The 18083-nt window shown below is 61.7% G+C and carries 17 protein-coding genes; 13 read left to right on the top strand and 4 right to left on the bottom strand.

Translation table 11 applies throughout. The features are described from left to right. Positions 1-18: 18 nt before the first annotated feature. Both BUC24_RS22910 and BUC24_RS22905 read right to left on the bottom strand, forming a co-directional pair. A complete protein-coding gene (locus tag BUC24_RS22910; RefSeq protein ID WP_073222422.1) occupies positions 19-903 on the bottom strand; it encodes a hypothetical protein in 885 nt (294 codons plus the stop codon). Between the two features lie 45 nt (positions 904-948). After that, positions 949-1431 carry a hypothetical protein gene (locus BUC24_RS22905; protein WP_229448571.1) on the bottom strand — a complete coding sequence of 161 codons (483 nt, stop codon included), beginning with the start codon at positions 1429-1431 and terminating at the stop codon, positions 949-951. A gap of 275 nt (positions 1432-1706) precedes the next feature. On the opposite strand from BUC24_RS22905, the gene pyrC reads away from it, so the two are divergent. The 6 genes from pyrC (at position 1707) to BUC24_RS22875 (ending at position 7933) form a co-directional block, all read left to right on the top strand. Further along, positions 1707-2762, top strand: coding sequence for a dihydroorotase (pyrC, locus tag BUC24_RS22900; protein WP_073222421.1), 1056 nt, complete (start codon positions 1707-1709; stop codon positions 2760-2762). A gap of 4 nt (positions 2763-2766) precedes the next feature. Then, positions 2767-3573: a DUF3025 domain-containing protein gene (locus BUC24_RS22895; RefSeq protein WP_073222419.1), complete on the top strand. Its 807-nt coding sequence runs from the start codon at positions 2767-2769 to the stop codon at positions 3571-3573. 79 nt (positions 3574-3652) lie between these two features. After that, positions 3653-4630, top strand: a complete 978-nt coding sequence (locus tag BUC24_RS22890) for a Gfo/Idh/MocA family protein (protein WP_073222418.1) — start codon at positions 3653-3655, stop codon at positions 4628-4630. A gap of 153 nt (positions 4631-4783) precedes the next feature. Next, positions 4784-5173 (top strand): hypothetical protein, encoded by a 390-nt coding sequence (locus tag BUC24_RS22885; RefSeq protein ID WP_143167625.1) that lies wholly within the window; start codon positions 4784-4786, stop codon positions 5171-5173. Positions 5174-5183: 10 nt separating this feature from the next. Further along, complete coding sequence (locus BUC24_RS22880; protein WP_073222414.1) at positions 5184-6593, top strand: ATPase domain-containing protein; 1410 nt, start codon at positions 5184-5186, stop codon at positions 6591-6593. A 59-nt stretch (positions 6594-6652) separates the two neighbouring features. Continuing rightward, positions 6653-7933 (top strand): hybrid sensor histidine kinase/response regulator, encoded by a 1281-nt coding sequence (locus BUC24_RS22875; RefSeq protein WP_143167624.1) that lies wholly within the window; start codon positions 6653-6655, stop codon positions 7931-7933. A 3-nt stretch (positions 7934-7936) separates the two neighbouring features. On the opposite strand, the gene recG is transcribed toward BUC24_RS22875, so the two are convergent. Beyond that, positions 7937-9988, bottom strand: coding sequence for an ATP-dependent DNA helicase RecG (recG, locus tag BUC24_RS22870; protein WP_073222411.1), 2052 nt, complete (start codon positions 9986-9988; stop codon positions 7937-7939). A 200-nt stretch (positions 9989-10188) separates the two neighbouring features. On the opposite strand from recG, the gene queA reads away from it, so the two are divergent. The 7 genes from queA (at position 10189) to BUC24_RS22835 (ending at position 17409) form a co-directional block, all read left to right on the top strand. Further along, positions 10189-11211, top strand: a complete 1023-nt coding sequence (gene queA / locus BUC24_RS22865) for a tRNA preQ1(34) S-adenosylmethionine ribosyltransferase-isomerase QueA (RefSeq protein ID WP_073222409.1) — start codon at positions 10189-10191, stop codon at positions 11209-11211. Between the two features lie 2 nt (positions 11212-11213). Then, a complete protein-coding gene (gene tgt, locus BUC24_RS22860) occupies positions 11214-12353 on the top strand; it encodes a tRNA guanosine(34) transglycosylase Tgt (protein WP_073222408.1) in 1140 nt (379 codons plus the stop codon). A 298-nt stretch (positions 12354-12651) separates the two neighbouring features. Beyond that, positions 12652-12990: a preprotein translocase subunit YajC gene (gene yajC / locus BUC24_RS22855; protein WP_073222406.1), complete on the top strand. Its 339-nt coding sequence runs from the start codon at positions 12652-12654 to the stop codon at positions 12988-12990. Between the two features lie 52 nt (positions 12991-13042). Next, positions 13043-14914: a protein translocase subunit SecD gene (gene secD / locus BUC24_RS22850; RefSeq protein WP_073222404.1), complete on the top strand. Its 1872-nt coding sequence runs from the start codon at positions 13043-13045 to the stop codon at positions 14912-14914. A 25-nt stretch (positions 14915-14939) separates the two neighbouring features. Further along, entirely contained in the window at positions 14940-15962 is a 1023-nt protein-coding gene (gene secF / locus BUC24_RS22845) for a protein translocase subunit SecF (protein ID WP_073222402.1), read from the top strand. A gap of 72 nt (positions 15963-16034) precedes the next feature. Further along, complete coding sequence (locus tag BUC24_RS22840; protein WP_073222400.1) at positions 16035-16730, top strand: helix-turn-helix transcriptional regulator; 696 nt, start codon at positions 16035-16037, stop codon at positions 16728-16730. A gap of 61 nt (positions 16731-16791) precedes the next feature. After that, positions 16792-17409, top strand: a complete 618-nt coding sequence (locus BUC24_RS22835; RefSeq protein ID WP_073222398.1) for a glutathione S-transferase family protein — start codon at positions 16792-16794, stop codon at positions 17407-17409. A 6-nt stretch (positions 17410-17415) separates the two neighbouring features. Here the strand turns inward: BUC24_RS22835 and BUC24_RS22830 are convergent, their stop codons facing one another. Beyond that, complete coding sequence (locus BUC24_RS22830) at positions 17416-17925, bottom strand: gluconokinase (protein WP_073222397.1); 510 nt, start codon at positions 17923-17925, stop codon at positions 17416-17418. Between the last annotated feature and the right edge of the window lie 158 nt (positions 17926-18083).

The following is an 18083-nucleotide window of genomic DNA, read 5'->3' as shown; positions in this document are numbered from 1 at the left end:
GTCAGAAGCTCTGGCGCGTCAGCGCGAAGCAGGGCAAGCCTGCGCTGTCAGCGCCGCCCCCAGCTGGCGCGCGCTGTCGAAATCGGCGCCATTGAGTTCTTCACCAAAGCGGCTGCGCAGCTGCTCTTCGGTCAGTTCCATTTTGCGCGGCGCGGCGGCGGCAATCGCATACGCCATCGAAGTACGCATGTCGCGGGCTGTCAGGGCGCCTGCGTCATACACGTTGGACAAGGTGGCCAGCGCGAAGTGATCGCACTTGTCGCCGGCCTGCTTCAGGTAGGACAAGGCGTCCAGCTTCCACTGCACCACAGTCGGATCGCTGGCGTTTTCGGCCATGTCGAATTCACGGCCATACGGTCCTTCGGTATAAAAATCAAGCTGCGCCTTGATCATGCCCGCGCGGGCCGCCGCGGCCAGAAAGCCCAGCCGCTCCTGCACTTGTGCCGGCGAGACGCCTGCGCACAATGCCACCATTGCTTCGCGTTCCTTCAAAAACGCGGCGTGTTCGGTGGGGTCGGCGTAAGGCGCCACCGGATCCGCGTTGGCAGCGCAGATTGATTCGGCTTGATACACCTCGTACGCGGCTGCTGCATCGCCCCCGCGCGCCTTGCCGATCCGTTCGGCGATATACGCCGCAACGGTCTTGCCACCCAGGTCCAGCGCCCGCCCATTGCGCCCGTTCACGCTGGCGCTGCGGCTCGGCACTGGTGGAAACAGATCCCTGTCCGGCGCGGCCTGCGGCAGCGAAGCGAGCCAGCCGATCTGGTCGACGGGTTTCTGGGCCGCTTTTGCGGGAACGGGTGCGGGTTCGTTTTCCTTCGCGGGCAACGCGAACCAGGCCGCTACCGTCAAGGCGGCGATACCAAGAACGAACAGGGCGCTGTCGCGTAGTTTCATCAGCATAGAACAGTATGCAGTCCGCAGATCAACTGCGGACTGCGTGCGCTCTTAGTTAAACAGCGAGCAGTAGTTCTGGCTGCGTTCCAGATTGGCGCCGACCGAACCGCTGGAGGCGATGATCTTGACCCAGCCGTTCGGCTTGGTGGCGGTCGGCGTCACACCACAATTGCTGTGCACCCAGTGAATGCCAGTGCCGCTCGTGTATTTCAGGCCGCACAGGCCGAGGCGCTGGTTGACCTTGATGGCGGCCAGCGACTTGGGCATGGTGGTGGCATTGCGTACGTAGTCGACCGCGTACACATTGTCCATCGCCACATCATAGGTTTTGCCGTCCTGGTCGGAGCGCAGGTTCAAGCGGGTGTGGGTCAGCCGCACGCCATCAATCACGGTGGAGCCCGTGGCAAAGCGGGGCGCGCTGGTCACGGTGCCAGTGATGTAGGCACCTTTGTTGGCAGTGCAGGTAGACAGTTCGGAAGCCGAGGCAAGCAGCGTTTGGGACAGCAAAAACAGAGCAATCGTTAATTTTTTCAATTTAGATCTCCAATTTCGTGTGTTAAGAACAGCCCGGATGACTCCGATGCTCCTGCACGCGACGCTGAAACGCAGGTACCGCCTTGCTCAGAATCTATTGCCGAGTCTAGTGCGAAAACCCAGCATAACGAACATATGTTTCAAAATCATGACAATTGTTGATGCCAAAAACATACAGATTTCTTTTAATAAAGTTCGTAATAGAGGGGGCAGAAGCGCCGGTCCGGAAACGCCGCAGCGGGTAAAATGACGGCATCCGTTTTTTGAAAGCCGCCATGTCCACGCCCGAACTCGACTCCCCGAAAAGCATTACCATCGCCCGCCCGGATGACTGGCACCTGCACCTGCGCGATGGCGCGGCCCTGGCCAGCGTGCTGCCGCACAGTGCGCGCCAATTTGCGCGCGCCATCGTGATGCCAAATCTGAAGCCGCCTGTCACCACCACGGCCATGGCCGCGGCCTATCGCGAGCGGATTCTGGCTGCACTGCCGTCGGGCATGCGTTTCGAACCGCTGATGACGCTCTACCTGACCGACAATACCGACCCCGACGAGATTCGGCGCGCTGCGGACAGCGGCTTTGTTCACGCGGTCAAGCTATACCCGGCAGGCGCCACCACCAATTCCGACGCGGGCGTCACTGATCTTGCCAAGTGCTACAAAACGCTCGAAGCTATGCAGGAAGTTGGCATGCCCTTCCTGGTGCATGGCGAAGTGACCGATCAGGAGATCGATCTGTTTGACCGCGAAGCGGTCTTTATCGAACGCGTGATGCGGCCACTGCGGCGCGACATGCCCGCGCTGAAGATCGTGTTCGAACACATCACCACCAAGGACGCGGCGCAGTACGTGGCGGAAGCGGAAGGCCCGATCGCGGCCACCATCACGGCGCACCACCTCCTGTACAACCGCAACGAGATCTTTAAGGGCGGCATTCGTCCGCACTACTACTGCCTGCCCGTGCTCAAGCGCGAAGAACATCGCCTGGCGCTGATGACTGCCGCCACCAGCGGCGACGAGCGCTTCTTCCTGGGCACCGATTCGGCGCCGCACGCGATTGGCGCGAAAGAGACTTCCTGCGGCTGCGCCGGCTGCTACACCGCCTTGCACGCGATGGAGATGTACGCCGAAGCATTCGAACGTGCCGGCGCGCTCGACAAGCTTGAAGGCTTCGCCAGCCAGTTTGGCCCCGACTTCTACGAGCTGCCACGCAATACCGAGACCGTCACCCTGGTGCGCGAAGCATGGACGCTGCCGCAAACCGTGCCAATGGCCGATTCGGCGCTGGTGCCACTCAATGGCGGCGAACAGATCAACTGGAAGCTGCTGTAGTCTGATGTTCGACCAGATTGACTGGACGCGGCCGTGGTACGACGCGGTCCGGCCGGCGTTTGCGCGGCTCGATTTCTCAGCGTTAGGTATCACCGGCGCGCTCAATGCCGGTGCACAGTCGCTGGCGCTGCACAACCATGCAGGGCAGCCGCTGCGCTTTGTGCCGCAAGCGCAACTGCCCGAGGGGCGCGCCTACGAGGAATTCATCGGCAGCACAGGCTGCGTGCCTACACGCGAGAATCTGCATGATTTTTTCAATGGCCTGGTGTGGCTGACCTTCCCGCGTATCAAGCAGCAGCTCAATGCGCTGCAGGCGGCGCAGATTGCGCTGGCTGGGGTGGGCAAGTCGCGCGGGGCGGCGCGTGATGCGGCGACCATTTTTGACGAAAACTGCGCGTTGCTGATTGTGCGCCGTGGCGCAGAGGGGCAAGCGCTGGCGCAGGCGCTGCGTGCCCATGCGTGGCAGGATGCGTTGGTGCAGCGGCGTGCCATGTTCGGGCCGGACGTGCAGGTGTGGTTGTTCGGGCACGCGCTGATGGAAAAACTGGTCGCGCCGCGCAAGGCTATTACGGCGCATACGCGCGTGGTTGAAGCAGATGATGTCCACTTTACCCTCACCGCCGACGCGCAGCGCGCATGGATCGATGCGCATCTTGCTGCGTCGCTGGCGACGGAGCAGTTGAACACGGCATGCTTCACGCCACTGCCAGTGCTGGGTATACCGGGTTGGTGGCCGGAGCAGGATGAAGCGTTTTACGCCGACGCAAGCGTCTTCCGACCCCGTCGTCCTCGCGAAGGCGGGGACCTATAGACAGTTCGCGAAGTCGGGTAGGTGCTATGGGCCCCCGCCTTCGCGAGGGCGATGTTTCGACTATTTATAAGGAACGATCATGATCCGTTGGGGCATTCTCGGCACCGGTAAAATCGCGCGCGCCTTTGCAAACGCACTCAAAGACACGCCTGATGCCGTCCTGGCAGCCGTGGCCTCGCGCAGCGCCGACAGCGCCGCCGCCTTCGGCGCCGAATTCGGCGTCGCGCGGACGTACGGCCGCTACGAAGACCTGGCCGCCGCGCCGGACATTGACATCGTCTACATCGCCACGCCGCACCCCATGCATGCCGAGAACGCCCTGATGCTGCTAAACGGCGGCAAGGCGGTCCTGTGCGAAAAAGCGTTCACCATCAATCGTCGTCAGGCCGAGCAGGTGGTCGCCCTGGCCCGTGAAAAAAAGCTGTTCCTGATGGAAGCCATGTGGACCCGCTTCATGCCCGCACTGGCCGAAGTCAAGCGCATCATCGCCAGCGGCGAGATCGGCCCCGTGCATCTGGTGACCGCCGACTTCGGCTTTACCGCCACCAAGGACCCGGCCCACCGCGTCAACAATCCCGATCTGGGTGGCGGTGCTTTGCTCGATCTGGGCATCTACCCGCTTTCGCTTGCTACCGCGCTGCTCGGGCCCGTGGCCTCGGTGCAGGCAAAAGCCGACGTCGGCCCAACCGGTGTTGACCTGCAAACCAGCTTCACCCTGCAGCACGAAGGCGGCGCCATGTCAGTGTGCTGCTGCTCGTTCAAGGTGCGCACCCCATGCGAACTGACGGTCAGCGGCGAGCTGGGTTTTGTGCGCATGAACACGCAGTTTCACCGCACCACCAGCGTCACCGTGTCGCGCGCGGACGGCCACACGCGCACTGTTCCCACCCCGTTCCTGGGCAACGGGTATGTACACGAAGCGATGGAAGCGGGACGCTGTTTGCGCGCCGGCCTGCTGGAAAGTCCCATCATGCCGCTGGCAGAAACCCTGCACCTGATGGGCGCACTGGACAGCATTCGGCGCCAGATCGGTGTGCGCTATCATGATGATGAGTAAGAGTTGGTTACTATGCGCGTTTTGTTGCTTAACGTGCAGGGTTTTCTGCCGTCCTGGTGCTAAACTCAGCGTCGGCCAACATCACTACGTGCCGATGACAAGCGCCCCACTATGCACCCGCAGATGACAGTCACTACCGAAGATAGAAAGCAGATGATTTCCCGGCTCCTGACGCAGAAGGCGGGCTGCGTTGCCGATCCTAACGTTCTGGCCGAGCAGGTGCTGTGGCTGTGGGAGCAGGTGGCGTTTCACCTGACGCCGCTCATTGGCGTGTCCGGCTTTCAAAGCTTGTACGCGCGCGCCCTCCATCTGGCCGCCCCGGACTGCCCCGGATTCTCTGCAGTCCTGCCGGGAAAATCGATCGATCTTTTGTTCCATACCCTCAAGGAAGACTTGCGTGCGCTCGAGCCCGGTGTGGCCGAGTCGTGCGGCAACGTCTTGCTCAATACGTTCACCGATTTGGTCGAATCGATGATCGGCGAGGTCCTGATGGCGCAAATATTGCGCTCGGCCTGGGTTGGACAATCTCACGGAAACAGCTAGGAAATTCAAGATGTCGAACAAGGTAAATCTTCAAAAATTACAGACCGGCGTACCCGGCCTGGATACATTGCTCGAGGGCGGTATTTCCAAGTATTCGTTCATCGTATTGACAGGCGCGCCCGGGAGCGGCAAGACCACGCTGGCGCACCAGATCATGTTTGCCCTGGCCAGCGAGCAGCGCAAGGCCTTGTTCTTCACCATTCTGGGCGAGCCACCGCTCAAAATGCTGCGGTTCCAGCAGCAGTACAGCTTTTTCGATCCAGCCAAGGTGGGATCGGCAATCAAATATGTAAACCTGGCGGACGACCTGCAAAAAGGCGGCTTCAGTGGTGTGCTCGAGCGCATCCTGGCCGAAGTGCAGAGCTTCCAGCCCGAGCTGATTTTTGTGGACTCGTTCAAGTCCGTGGTGCAGGCCACGCGCGACGCGCATCAGAGCATGGCCAGTCTGCAGTACTTTGTGCAGCAGCTGGGCGTGCAACTGTCGACCTGGCAGGCCACCACCTTCCTGATCGGCGAATACGCCGACAGCACGCAGGAAGAGAACCCCATCTTCACGGTCGCCGACGGGGTCATTCATCTGTGCCAGGACATGGACGAAAACGCCGCCGTGCGCAAGGTCCGCGTCGTCAAGATGCGCGGCTCGCATCATATGCAAGGCTTGCACTGCTTCCGCATCACCGCTAACGGCCTGCAGGTGTATCCGCGCCTGCTCTCGGGCGGCATTGTCGACGCACCCGAAGACCCTGCCTTCCGCCGCGGCGGTGCGCGCATTTCCTCGGGCAGCGCAGAACTTGACGCCATGCTGCACGGTGGTATTCCCGTTGGCTACTCGGTTGTGATCAATGGCCCATCCGGTGCCGGCAAAACGGTGCTGGCGACTTCCTTCCTCAAAGCGGGCGCTGAAGCGGGTGAGCACGGGATTGTCGCTTCGTTCGAGAATGGCTTCTTCCATGCTTCGAATTCGCCCTTGCAGGCGATGATCGAAGCCGGTCAGGTGACCGACGTGCGTCCACGCGCCTTCGACATGTCGATCGAAGAAATCGTTACCGAACTGGCCGACGCCGCCATTCGCACCGGCGCGCGCCGCATTGTGATCGACTCGTTGACCGCCCTGGAACTGGTGCTGGCCCCCCAGTTCCGCGCAAACTTCCAGGAGTCGCTGTTCCGCATGCTGTCGAATCTGCACGCGCGCGGTGTAACGGTCATGATGATCCGAAACCTGTCGGAAGCGGGTGATCAGATCTTCAGCCCCAGTTCCTTTATCGTCGACTGCATCATCTCGATGCGCTACATCGAGCGCGACAACCGTCTGATCAAACTGATCGCGTGTCCGAAACTGCGCGGCTGTTCGCACAGCGACGAGGTGCGCGAGTTCGTGACGCACGCCGATCATATTCAAATCGCCATCCCCGCGCAGTAGCAATTACACGGACAGAAACGGACACCAAATTGGACCATGGCGCGCACGACGATCAACGATTGAAAGACGCCATCGGTCGTCTGGTCGATGCCGTGCGCGACCAGCGCAGCGGCGAAGCCGAAGTGGCCGACCTGACCGGCCTGGTGTCGCAGCTGCGTGCGGCCAATCAGCATTTGGTATTGGCGGCCGTGCGGTCGCAGGTGTCGCACGAGGCGGCCGAAGCGCGCAACCGTCAGCAGAATGAATTCCTGGCCATGCTTGCGCATGAGTTGCGCAATCCGCTGGCGCCCATCAGCGCCGCCGCGCAATTGCTCAAGATGCCCGGAGTGGATGCGCGCAGCGTGCAAAAGTCGAGCGAGGTGATTGCGCGCCAGGTCAAGCACATGACCGAACTGGTCGACGACCTGCTCGATGTATCGCGCGTCACGCGCGGGCTGGTCACGCTCACGCGCAAAAGTGTGGACTTGAAGCGGGCTGTGGCCAGCGCGGTTGAACAGGCGCGCCCCAGCATTGAAGCGCGCCGCCATGCACTGATTCTGCGTCTGAGTGGCGATGCCGCGTTTGTCGAGGGCGACCAGACCCGATTGATTCAGGTGATCGTCAACTTGCTCACCAACGCAGCCAAGTACACGCCGCAGGGCGGCGAAATCGTGCTGGTGCTGGAAGCAAATGGGCCGGAAGTGCGCCTGTGCGTGAGTGACAACGGCAGCGGCATCGAACCGGCGCTGCTGCCGCATATCTTCGATTTGTTCACGCAGGGTGAACGCACGCCCGACCGGGCCCAGGGCGGCCTTGGACTCGGGCTGGCGCTGGTGAAAAGTATGGTGGCCCTGCATGGCGGCCGGGTCGAAGCACACAGCAAGGGGCCGGGCACCGGCAGCGCGTTCAGCATTTTCCTGCCCTTGATGGGCACTGTTGCGGCCGAGCCGCCACCGGATGGGGCGATTGAAACGCCGCCCGCAGCGGCGCCCATGCGCCTGTTAATCGTTGACGACAATGCCGACGCTGCCGAATCGCTGGCAGCATTGCTGGCTAGCGAAGGCCACGAGGTCAAGGTGATGGAAGACGCCCACAGCACGCTGCAGCACGTTACCCAGCATGCGGACGCGGCGCAAGCCTTCATCCTTGATATTGGTTTGCCGGACATGGATGGCTACGAGCTGGCGCGCCGTCTGCGGGCCTTGCCGGGCAACGGACACACCCTCTTTATTGCGCTCACCGGTTACGGGCAGGCGCATGACAAGGTACTGGCCAAGGCGGCCGGCTTCGATCACCACTTTGTGAAGCCGGTCGATCTGCAAGAGCTGGAAAGCGCGCTGGCGCGCGGCCGACTGCACTAGTTCTTACACTTTCAGGAACTCTTCCTTGCCACCCAGCCAGCGTGCCAGGTGGGCTTCCACCACATCATCGGCCGCATTCTGAATCAGCTCGTGCGCCACATCGCGCGCTTGCTCCACCAGCCACTGGTCGGTTTCCAGATCGGCAAAGCGCAGCATCGCCTGGCCTGACTGGCGCGCGCCCAAAAATTCGCCGGGTCCGCGAATCTCCAGATCACGCCGCGCGATCTCGAAGCCGTCGGTCGTCTCGCGCATTGTCATCAGGCGCTGCTTGGCAATCTGGCCCAGCGGGCTTTGATACAGCAGCAGGCACACGCTGGCAGCCGAACCGCGGCCCACGCGGCCACGCAGCTGGTGCAGCTGCGACAGGCCGAAACGTTCGGCGTGCTCGATCACCATCAGCGACGCATTGGGCACGTCCACCCCCACTTCGATCACGGTAGTGGCAACCAGCACCTGCACCTCATTGGCCGTGAACGCATCCATCACTTCCTGCTTCTCCAGCGGCTTCATGCGGCCATGCACCAGGCCCACCTGCAAATCGGGCAGGGCCTCGGCCAGCATGGCATGGGTGTCGGTGGCCGTTTGCAGCTGCAGCGCTTCGGATTCTTCGATCAGCGGGCAGACCCAGTACACCTGGCGGCCTTCGAGCGCGGCCGCGTGGACCCGTTCGATGACCTCATCGCGCCGGTTCTGGTCCACTGCGCGCGTAACGATCGGGCTGCGGCCGGGCGGCAGTTCATCAATCACCGATACTTCCAGGTCGGCGTAATAGGTCATTGCGAGCGTACGCGGGATCGGCGTGGCCGACATCATCAGCTGATGCGGCGTCTTGCCATTGCTGCCCTTGTTGCGCAGCGTGAGCCGCTGGCCCACGCCAAAGCGGTGCTGCTCGTCGACGATCACAAGGCCCAGTTTGGCAAAGCTGACGGTATCCTGAATCAGTGCATGGGTGCCGATCACCAGCTGCGCCTCGCCCGACTCCACCTGGGCGGTGGCAGCGAGCTTGTCCTTCTTTTTGAGGCTGCCGGTCAGCCAGGCGACCTTCACACCCAGCGGCTCCATCCACGCGGCGATCTTGCGGAAGTGCTGGTCTGCCAGAATTTCGGTGGGCGCCATGAGCGCGGCCTGGTAGCCGCTGTCGATGGCCTGGGCAGCGGCCAACGCCGCCACTACGGTCTTGCCGCTGCCGACGTCGCCCTGCAGGAGGCGCTGCATCGGATACGGGTTCTTCAGATCGGCGCGGATTTCCTTGAGCACGCGCTGCTGGGCGCCTGTCAGTGTGAATGGCAGCTGGCCCAGAAACGCGTCTGACAGTGCACCGATCGCCTTCAGGACCGGCGCGCCTTTGCTGCGCCGCGCACGCTGGGCGCGTTTGAGAGAAAGCTGCTGGGCCAGCAGTTCATCGAACTTCATTCGAACCCAGGCCGGGTGCGAGCGTTCGACCAGCGCGTTGGCGTCGATTTCCTGAGGCGGGTAGTGCAGCAGCCGCACGGCAGGTTCAAAGTTCGACAGATTCATGGACGACAGCAGGGCCGGGGGCAAGGTGTCCTGCCAGTCGACCCGTTTCATCGCGTCGGAAATCGCGCGCCGCAAAATCGCCTGCGACAAGCCTTCACCAGCCGGATACACCGGAGTCAGCTCCTTGGGCAGGGGCGCGCCTTCGTTGATGACCTTGTACCCTGGATGGACCATCTCGGCCCCGAAGAAGCCATGTTTCAGTTCGGCGCGAGCGCGTACGCGGGTGCCTTCGGCCAGTTGCTTGACCTGGCTGCCGTAAAAATTCATGAAGCGCAGCAGCAGGTCACCCGTGTCGTCCGCAATGGTCACCAGCAGCTGGCGCCGCGGGCGGTAGGCGATTTCATTCTTGGTTACCACCCCTTCAACCTGGGAGACATGGCCCCCGCGCAGGCACGCGTCGCGGATCGGGACCACGGAGGTCTCGTCTTCATAGCGCATCGGCAGGTGCAGCACCAGATCCATATCGGTGCGCAGACCCAGCTTGGCGAGCTTGCTTTCGTTGGTTTTTGGCGCTGCTTTAGGTTTCGAAGGAGGCATATTGCTGCGAAATGGCGGCGCTAGGATAAAATAGAGGGTTGCCTTGCGCGTGAGCGCTATTGTAAGGCCCAGAAGCCAAGTTGGCTCTAAATCATCGTCCTCGCGAAGGCGGGGACCTATTCCACGATGCCGAAGTTGTTCAGCGTGCTATGGGCCCCCGCCTTCGCGAGGGCGATGTAACAACTTTTTAAAGTTCGCATATGTACTCGCTTTCCGATTTCGATTTCGAGCTCCCGCCGGAGCGTATTGCCCAGTTGCCGCTGCCGAACCGCAGCGCTTCGCGCTTGTTGCACGTGGACGGCCAGACCCTGGTCGACCGCCAGTTTGCCGACATCGTCGACCTGCTCGCGCCTGGCGATCTGCTGGTGATGAACGATACCCGCGTGCTGAAAGCGCGCTTTTTCGGCGTCAAGGAAACTGGCGGCAACGTTGAAGTGCTGGTCGAGCGCGTGCTTGACAACCGCACCGTGCTGGCCCAGGTACGCGCCTCCAAGTCGCCCAAGCCGGGCAACAAGATCCGCCTGGCCGACGCCTTTACCGTGACTGCGGGCGAGCGCGCGGGCGAATTCTTCACGCTCACCTTTGACGGCGACGTGTTCGACCTGATCGAACAATACGGCCGCCTGCCGCTGCCGCCCTACATCGAGCACGACGCCGATGAATTCGACGAAACGCGTTACCAGACCGTGTACTCGCGCGAGCCGGGCGCCGTGGCCGCACCCACGGCCGGCCTGCATTTCGATCAGCCCCTGCTCGACCGCCTCCAGGCCAAGGGCGTGCAGTTTGCGTACGTGACCCTGCACGTGGGCGCGGGCACCTTCCAGCCAGTGCGGGTGGAAGTGCTGGCCGAGCACAAGATGCACACCGAGTGGTACACCGTGCCGCAGGCAACGGTGGACGCCGTGCGTGCGGCCAAGGCTGGCGGACGCGCCGTGGTCGCCGTGGGCACCACCAGCCTGCGCGCGCTGGAGTCGGCATCGCAGTCGGGCCAGCTGGAAGCCGGCAGCGCCGATACGGCCTTGTTCATCACCCCAGGCTATACCTTCAAGACCGTCACGCGCCTGATCACCAACTTCCACCTGCCCAAGTCGACCCTGTTGATGCTGGTGTCGGCCTTTGCCGGCTTCGATGAGATCAAGCGCGCCTATGCGCACGCGATCGCCGGCCAATATCGCTTCTTCAGCTATGGCGACGCCATGCTGCTCACCACAGAAAACAAGTAATCATGCTCGACTTTAAACTCCTCAAGACCGATTCCAGCGGCCTGTCGCATGCGCGGCGTGGCCGGCTGACCCTCAACCACGGCGTGATCGAAACACCGATCTTCATGCCGGTCGGGACCTACGGTTCGGTCAAGGCGATGTCGCCGGTCGAACTGAAGGAAGTCGGCTCTCAGATCATCCTGGGTAATACCTTCCACCTGTGGCTGCGCCCGGGCACCGAAGTGCTCAACAAGTTCGGCGGCCTGCACGGCTTCATGGGATGGGACAAGCCGATCCTGACCGACTCGGGCGGTTTCCAGGTGTTCTCGCTGGGGGCGATGCGCAAGATTACGGAAGAGGGCGTCAAGTTCTCCTCGCCCATCGACGGCAGCAAATTGTTCCTGTCGCCGGAAATCTCGATGCAGATCCAGCGTGCGCTGAACTCCGACATCGTGATGCAGTTCGACGAATGCACACCCTACGAAATCGACGGCCGTCCCGCCACCAGCGAAGAAGCGGCCAAGTCGATGCGCATGTCGCTGCGCTGGGCCCAGCGCTCAATGAACGAATTCACCCAGGGCGAAAATCCCAACGCGCTGTTCGGCATCGTCCAGGGCGGCATGTTCGAGCACCTGCGCGACGAATCACTCGCCGGTCTGGAAGAGATCAACTTCCCTGGCATTGCCATTGGCGGGCTGTCGGTCGGCGAGCCGAAAGAAGACATGATGCGCATGCTCGAACACGTGGGCCCGCGTCTGCCTGCGCACAAGCCGCACTACCTGATGGGCGTGGGTACGCCGGAAGACCTGGTGGCTGGCGTGGCCAACGGCATCGACATGTTCGATTGCGTGATGCCGACTCGAAATGCGCGTAATGGCTGGTTGTTTACGCGTTTTGGCGACGTCAAGATCAAGAATGCCCGCTACAAGGATGATCAGGGGCCGCTGGACGAAAGCTGCGACTGCTATTGCTGCAAGAATTTTTCACGCGCGTATTTACATCATTTGCACCGCTCGAAAGAGATCCTGGGTGCGCGTTTGAACACGATTCACAACCTGCACTATTACCTGAAGCTGATGAGTGAAGTGCGCGATGCGATTGATGCAGACCGGTTCCACGCGTTCCGCCTGGAATTCAACGCTGCCAGGGCCAGGGGCGTCTAAAACATCGCACTCGCGAGCATCCACATCGCACTCGCGAAGGCGGGTGCCTATGCCACGTCACCGAATTCGGAAAGGTGGAATGGGCCCCCGCCTCCGCGAGGGCGATGTAGGGGGTACGCCCGATGTAGGTGAGTGCGATGCAGGCGAGGGTGATGTAGTGGGGCAATTAATTTATAAGTGTTCAACACTTGCAAAAAGATTTACAGCAGCCAGATACCAGCAATTGGTCTGGCGCTACCGGGCGATGCTAGAATACAGCGCTGCTTTTTTTAACTAATACACTGATATCGGAGTTCTCGTGCTTATTTCCACTGCTTTCGCGCAAGCGACCGCGCCAGTCAAAACCGGCGACATGGGCTCGCTGCTGGGCGGCCCAATTCCTATCTTCGCGCTGATGTTCGCGGTCATGTATTTCCTGATGATCCGTCCGCAGCAAAAGAAGGCGAAAGAACAGCGCGCCATGATGGATGCACTGGCCAAGGGCGACGAAGTGGTCACCGCCGGCGGCATTCTGGGCAAGGTCAGCAAGGTCAACGACACCTACGTGACCATTGAAATTGCTGCCAACACCGACATCGTGGTGCAAAAGCACGCGATCTCGACTTTGCTGCCGAAGGGCACCATCAAGTCGCTGTAAGCCTGACGGGCGGCAGCGCCGCCCGACTGTTCAATCTGAACGCTGGAACATTATGAACCGCTATCCGCTCTGGAAATACCTTCTGATCGTTTTCGCGCTGTTGATGGGCGCCTTGTACACGGCGCCCAACTACTTCGGCGATTCGCCTGCATTGCAAGTGACGACCTCCAAGGCCACGCTCAAAATCACGAACGACACGGCCGACCGCGTCAAGTCCGTCCTGAAGAACGCCGGCATTGCCGAGCAGGGCATCGAACTGGAAGGCCAGGGCAGCAACGTCGCCGTGCGCGCCCGTTTTGCCACGCCGGATGCCCAGTTCAAGGCCAAGCTGGCCCTGGAAAAGGATTTGAACCGCGGCCAGACCGAACCCGACTATGTGGTCACGGTCAATCTGGTCAAGAACGTACCAAAGTGGATGCAAGCCGTGCGCGCGCTGCCGCTCAACCTGGGTCTGGACTTGCGCGGCGGCGTGCACTTCCTGCTCCAGGTCGATGCTGCCGCCACCGCGGAAACCAAGCTCAAAGGCGTGGTCGCCGGTGTGCGCTCCCAGCTGCGCGACAAATCGATTCGCCATGCCGGCATCGAACGCGTCGGCCGTGCAGTCGAAGTGCGCTTCCGCGATGCTGCCACGCTAGCTGCCGCGCGCAGCGTACTGGCCAGCCAGTTCACCGACCTCGCATTTGCTGAAGCGGCCGATGGTACCGACGTCAAGCTGGTTGCCACCCTCAAGCCGGAAGCGCTGCAGCGCACCGTGGACGAAGGCGTAAAGCAAAACATCTCGACCCTGTCGAAGCGGATCAATGAGCTGGGTGTGTCCGAGCCGATCATCCAGCAGCAGGGCGCCGACCGTATCGTTGTCCAGCTGCCAGGTGTGCAGGACGTGGCCCACGCGAAAGACATCATTGGCCGCACCGCCACCCTGGAACTGCGGATGGTCGATTCGACCGTGCTCCCAGGCACTGAAGAAACCGCCACTATCCCGTTCACTTCGGAACTGTTCACGCTCGAACAGGGCGGCCCGCTGGTCTTGTCGAAAGACGTGATCCTGTCCGGCGAATACATTTCCAGCGCTGACGCGACCTTCGACCAGCATCAGGCCCCGGCCGTGAGCCTGGACCTGAACGGCGACGGCGGCCGCAAAATGCGTGAAGCGACCCGCGACAACATCGGCAAGCGCATGGCAATTTTGCTGAAAGAAAAAGGCAAGTACACCATCCTGTCGGCCCCGACCATTCAAAGTGAGCTGGGCAGCAAATTCCAGATCACCGGCATGGGTTCGGTCGACAAATCCACCGAACTGGCCCTGTTGCTGCGCTCGGGTGCACTGTCGGCCCCGATGGAATTCATCGAAGAACGCGTGATCGGCCCGCAACTGGGTGCCGAAAACATCGCCAAAGGCTTGTACTCGACCGTGTATGGCTTTGCCGCGATCGCCATCTTCATGATCATCTACTACCACCTGTTCGGTTTCTTCAGCGTTGCGGCGCTGGGCTCGAACTTGCTCTTCCTGCTGGCCGCGCTGTCGTTCTTCCAGGTCACGCTGACTCTGCCGGGTATTGCCGCTATTGCGCTGGCGCTCGGTATGGCAATTGACGCCAACGTGCTGATCAACGAACGCATCCGCGAGGAGCTTCGAGCGGGCAACACGCCGCAGGCCGCCATTGCGGCTGGTTTCGACCGCGCCTGGGCCACCATTCTCGACTCGAACGTGACCACCCTGATCGTCGGTATCGCTCTGTGGATGTTTGGTTCGGGCCCGATCCGCGGCTTCGCCGTGGTGCACTGCCTGGGTATTTTGACCTCGATGTTCTCCGCCGTGTTTGTATCGCGCGGTGTGGTCAACCTGTGGTACGGCCGCAAGAAAAAACTGACTGGTGTCTCGATCGGTACCGTCTGGACTCCTGGCGTTTCTAGCCTGAAATAATCAGAATTTACTACTAGGATTCAAGATGGAATTTTTCCGAATCAAGAAAGATATTCCCTTCATGCGCCATGCGTTGATTTTCAACGCAATTTCGGCGCTGACCTTCGTCGCCGCGGTGTTCTTCCTGATCACCCGGCCGCTGCACCTGTCGGTGGAATTTACCGGCGGTACGTCGATGGAGCTGAAGTATCCCAACGCAGCCAACCAGGAAAAGATCCGCGCCGAGCTGATCAAGCTGGGCTACGAACAGCCGGAAGTGACCAGCTTCGGCACCGCCCAGGACGTGCTGCTGCGTCTGCCTGTGGTCAAGTCGGTCAAGGGTTCCGATGGTTCCAAGCTGGTATTTGAAGCCCTGTGCCGTGCCGAAGGCGGCTTGCCCAAGCAAGTGGTGCAGACGGACGACAAAGGCACCAAAGTCTCGACCAACAGCTGCTTCAATGCCGCCAACGTCGAGGTACTGAGCCAGCGCAAGGTCGACTTCGTCGGGCCGCAAGTGGGCGAGGAACTGGCGCACAACGGCTTGAGCGCGCTGATCATGGTGGTCGTGTTCGTGATGATCTACCTGGCCATCCGCTTTGAATGGAAGTACGCCGTGTCGGCCATCGTCGCCAACTTGCACGACGTGGTCATCATTCTTGGCTTCTTCGCGTTCTTCCAGTGGGAATTCTCGCTGGCGGTGCTGGCCGGTGTGCTGGCGGTGCTGGGCTACTCGGTCAATGAATCGGTGGTTATTTTCGACCGGATCCGCGAAAACTTCCGCAAGCAGCGCAAGGCCAGCGTGCACGAAGTGATCGACAACGCGATCACCAGCACCATCTCGCGTACCATCATCACCCACGGCTGTACCCAGATGATGGTGCTGTCGATGCTGTTCTTCGGCGGTTCGACCCTGCACTACTTCGCCATCGCGCTGACCATCGGTATCTGCTTCGGCATTTACTCGTCCGTGTTCGTAGCTGCCGCCATCGCCATGTGGCTGGGCGTGAAACGCGAAGACTTGATCAAACCGGTCAAAGAAAAAGACGAGACCGACGGCGCCGTCGTTTAAGCCGCGCGCAGTCACACCAAAATGCCGTCGTAGCTTGCGCTACACGGCATTTTTGCATTGGGGAGAAGATCAATGAGCCGCACCAACCGACTGTTCCTGCTGATGGACGCCTTGCGCGGGCACCGGCGTCCGGTGACCGCGGCCGTCCTGGCCGAACGGCTGGGCGTATCGGAGCGCACCATCTACCGCGACATCCAGACCTTGTCCGGGCTGGGCGCGCCGGTCGAAGGCGAGGCGGGCGTGGGCTACATGATGCGCGCCGGCGTGTTCCTGCCGCCGCTGATGTTCGACGCCGACGAACTGGAAGCGCTGGTGCTGGGCGCGCGCTGGGTCGGACGCCAGGGCGACCCGGTGCTGACGCAGGCGGCCACCAATGCGCTGGCCAAGATCGCCACTGCTACCCCGCGTGACCTGCGCGACACCATGGCCGACACCAGCCTGTGGGTGGTGCCGGTGGACCGCAACCCACCGCCGCCCGAGACCTTCATGCAGCCGGCGCGCGAAGCCATCCGCAACGAACGGAAGCTGTCGATCGGTTACCGCGACGGCGGGGGTATGGCGTCGCAGCGCGTGGTATGGCCGTTTGCGCTGGCGTTCTTCGAAGGCAAACGGATATTGGCGGCCTGGTGCGAGCTGCGTTCGGCATTTCGCCACTTCCGCGTCGACCGGATTGACGATGCCACGCTGGGCGGCGAACGCTATCCGGCGCGGCGCAACGACCTGCTGGTGCGCTGGCGGCGCGAACTGGGTATCGTCGAAGACTCCTGACAAAAACTGTCGCGCCCCGGCTCTATGATGATGACATCTCAACCACATCGGAGCCCAGCAAATGCGCCTCTATCACAACCCCCTTTCCTCCAACGCCCGCCGGGTACAACTGACCGCCCAGCTGCTTGGCATCGAGCTTGAGCTGGTCCATGTGGACCTGGCCAGCGACGCCGATCGCCGCCGTCTGCAAGAAATCAACCCGAACGGCAAACTACCGGTACTGACCGACGGCGACTTTGTGCTGTGGGAGTCGTGCGCCATCATGCAATACCTGTGCGACCTGGCACCGGAACAAACCCTGTACCCGCTGGACCCGCGTGCGCGCGCCGACGTCAACCGCTGGATGTTCTGGGCGTGCCAGCATTTCGCGCCTGCGGTGGGCGTGCTGACCTACGAAAATATCTGGAAAGGCATGATGGGTCGCGGCGAGGCCGACCCGCGCGAACTGGCCCGTGGCGAACGCGATCTGCTGCAGTTTGGCGCCGTGGTTGACGCCCAGCTGGCCGGGCGCGAATGGATGGCGGGGCAATCGCTGACCCTGGCGGACCTGGCGCTGGCACCATCATTCATGTACATCGAACGCGGGCGCCTGCCACTGGAGCGCTTCCCCAACCTGATGGCATGGTGGGCGCGCATTCAGGCGCTGCCGGTATGGCAGAACACCAGCACCGTCTGGTAAATACCGCTACACGCTGGCCGGATGGGTCAGCGCGAGGACCAGATCGACCAGATGCTGGGGCGACTGCTCGATGGACAGCACGATCCCGTCTTCGCCCGATTGCAGGGGCTCGAGGTCGTGCAGCTGGCTGTCGAGCAGCGTGGCCGGCATGAAGTGCCCGCGCCGCGCACGCATGCGCGCGGCAATCAGCTCGCGCGGACCGGCCAGATGAATGAAATACAGACCGGGGACGGCGGCGCGCAAAATGTCGCGGTAACGCCGCTTGAGCGAAGAGCACGACAGCACCACGCCACTGCCGCCTGCGGTTACCCGGTGCAGCTCGCCCTGCAGGGCTGCCAGCCAGGCCGCGCGGTCAGGATCGGTGAGGGGGATGCCCGCCGCCATGCGCGCCACATTGGCGGCCGAATGAAACTGGTCGCCTTCCACGAACGGCAGCTTGAGAGCGCCCGCCAGGCTGCTGCCGACGGCAGTCTTGCCACAGCCACTGACGCCCATCACCACAAAGTGTTTCTGCATGCTGCTTCCGTCCGCGCTGAATGTCACAGTTAGCGCTAACATAGTTCCTGCAAAGCACTTTGTAAAGTGATTTTTCTTCAAGCAGGCAGGGGAAGGTGAAGCCGGGCAGGCAGTTTGCTGGCTATGTGTGTCACCGCACTGAAACAAAGTCGGTGCGG

It is taken from the genome of Massilia sp. CF038, from assembly GCF_900129765.1.
Taxonomy (GTDB): domain Bacteria; phylum Pseudomonadota; class Gammaproteobacteria; order Burkholderiales; family Burkholderiaceae_D; genus Telluria_A.
The sequence above is the reverse complement of the archived record's forward strand: the minus strand, read 5'-3'. Positions and strand labels throughout refer to the sequence as shown.

Bases quoted from the DNA above. Each gene is read 5' to 3' on its own strand.
- BUC24_RS22830 (WP_073222397.1), bottom strand. From the start codon at position 17,925: ATGCAGAAACACTTTGTGGTGATGGGCGTCAGTGGCTGTGGCAAGACT.
- tgt (WP_073222408.1), top strand. From the start codon at position 11,214: ATGCTCGACTTTAAACTCCTCAAGACCGATTCCAGCGGCCTGTCGCAT.
- pyrC (WP_073222421.1), top strand. From the start codon at position 1,707: ATGTCCACGCCCGAACTCGACTCCCCGAAAAGCATTACCATCGCCCGC.
- BUC24_RS22840 (WP_073222400.1), top strand. From the start codon at position 16,035: ATGAGCCGCACCAACCGACTGTTCCTGCTGATGGACGCCTTGCGCGGG.
- recG (WP_073222411.1), bottom strand. From the start codon at position 9,988: ATGCCTCCTTCGAAACCTAAAGCAGCGCCAAAAACCAACGAAAGCAAG.
- BUC24_RS22885 (WP_143167625.1), top strand. From the start codon at position 4,784: ATGATTTCCCGGCTCCTGACGCAGAAGGCGGGCTGCGTTGCCGATCCT.
- BUC24_RS22880 (WP_073222414.1), top strand. From the start codon at position 5,184: ATGTCGAACAAGGTAAATCTTCAAAAATTACAGACCGGCGTACCCGGC.
- BUC24_RS22910 (WP_073222422.1), bottom strand. From the start codon at position 903: ATGCTGATGAAACTACGCGACAGCGCCCTGTTCGTTCTTGGTATCGCC.
- BUC24_RS22835 (WP_073222398.1), top strand. From the start codon at position 16,792: ATGCGCCTCTATCACAACCCCCTTTCCTCCAACGCCCGCCGGGTACAA.
- secD (WP_073222404.1), top strand. From the start codon at position 13,043: ATGAACCGCTATCCGCTCTGGAAATACCTTCTGATCGTTTTCGCGCTG.
- BUC24_RS22895 (WP_073222419.1), top strand. From the start codon at position 2,767: ATGTTCGACCAGATTGACTGGACGCGGCCGTGGTACGACGCGGTCCGG.
- BUC24_RS22890 (WP_073222418.1), top strand. From the start codon at position 3,653: ATGATCCGTTGGGGCATTCTCGGCACCGGTAAAATCGCGCGCGCCTTT.
- queA (WP_073222409.1), top strand. From the start codon at position 10,189: ATGTACTCGCTTTCCGATTTCGATTTCGAGCTCCCGCCGGAGCGTATT.
- secF (WP_073222402.1), top strand. From the start codon at position 14,940: ATGGAATTTTTCCGAATCAAGAAAGATATTCCCTTCATGCGCCATGCG.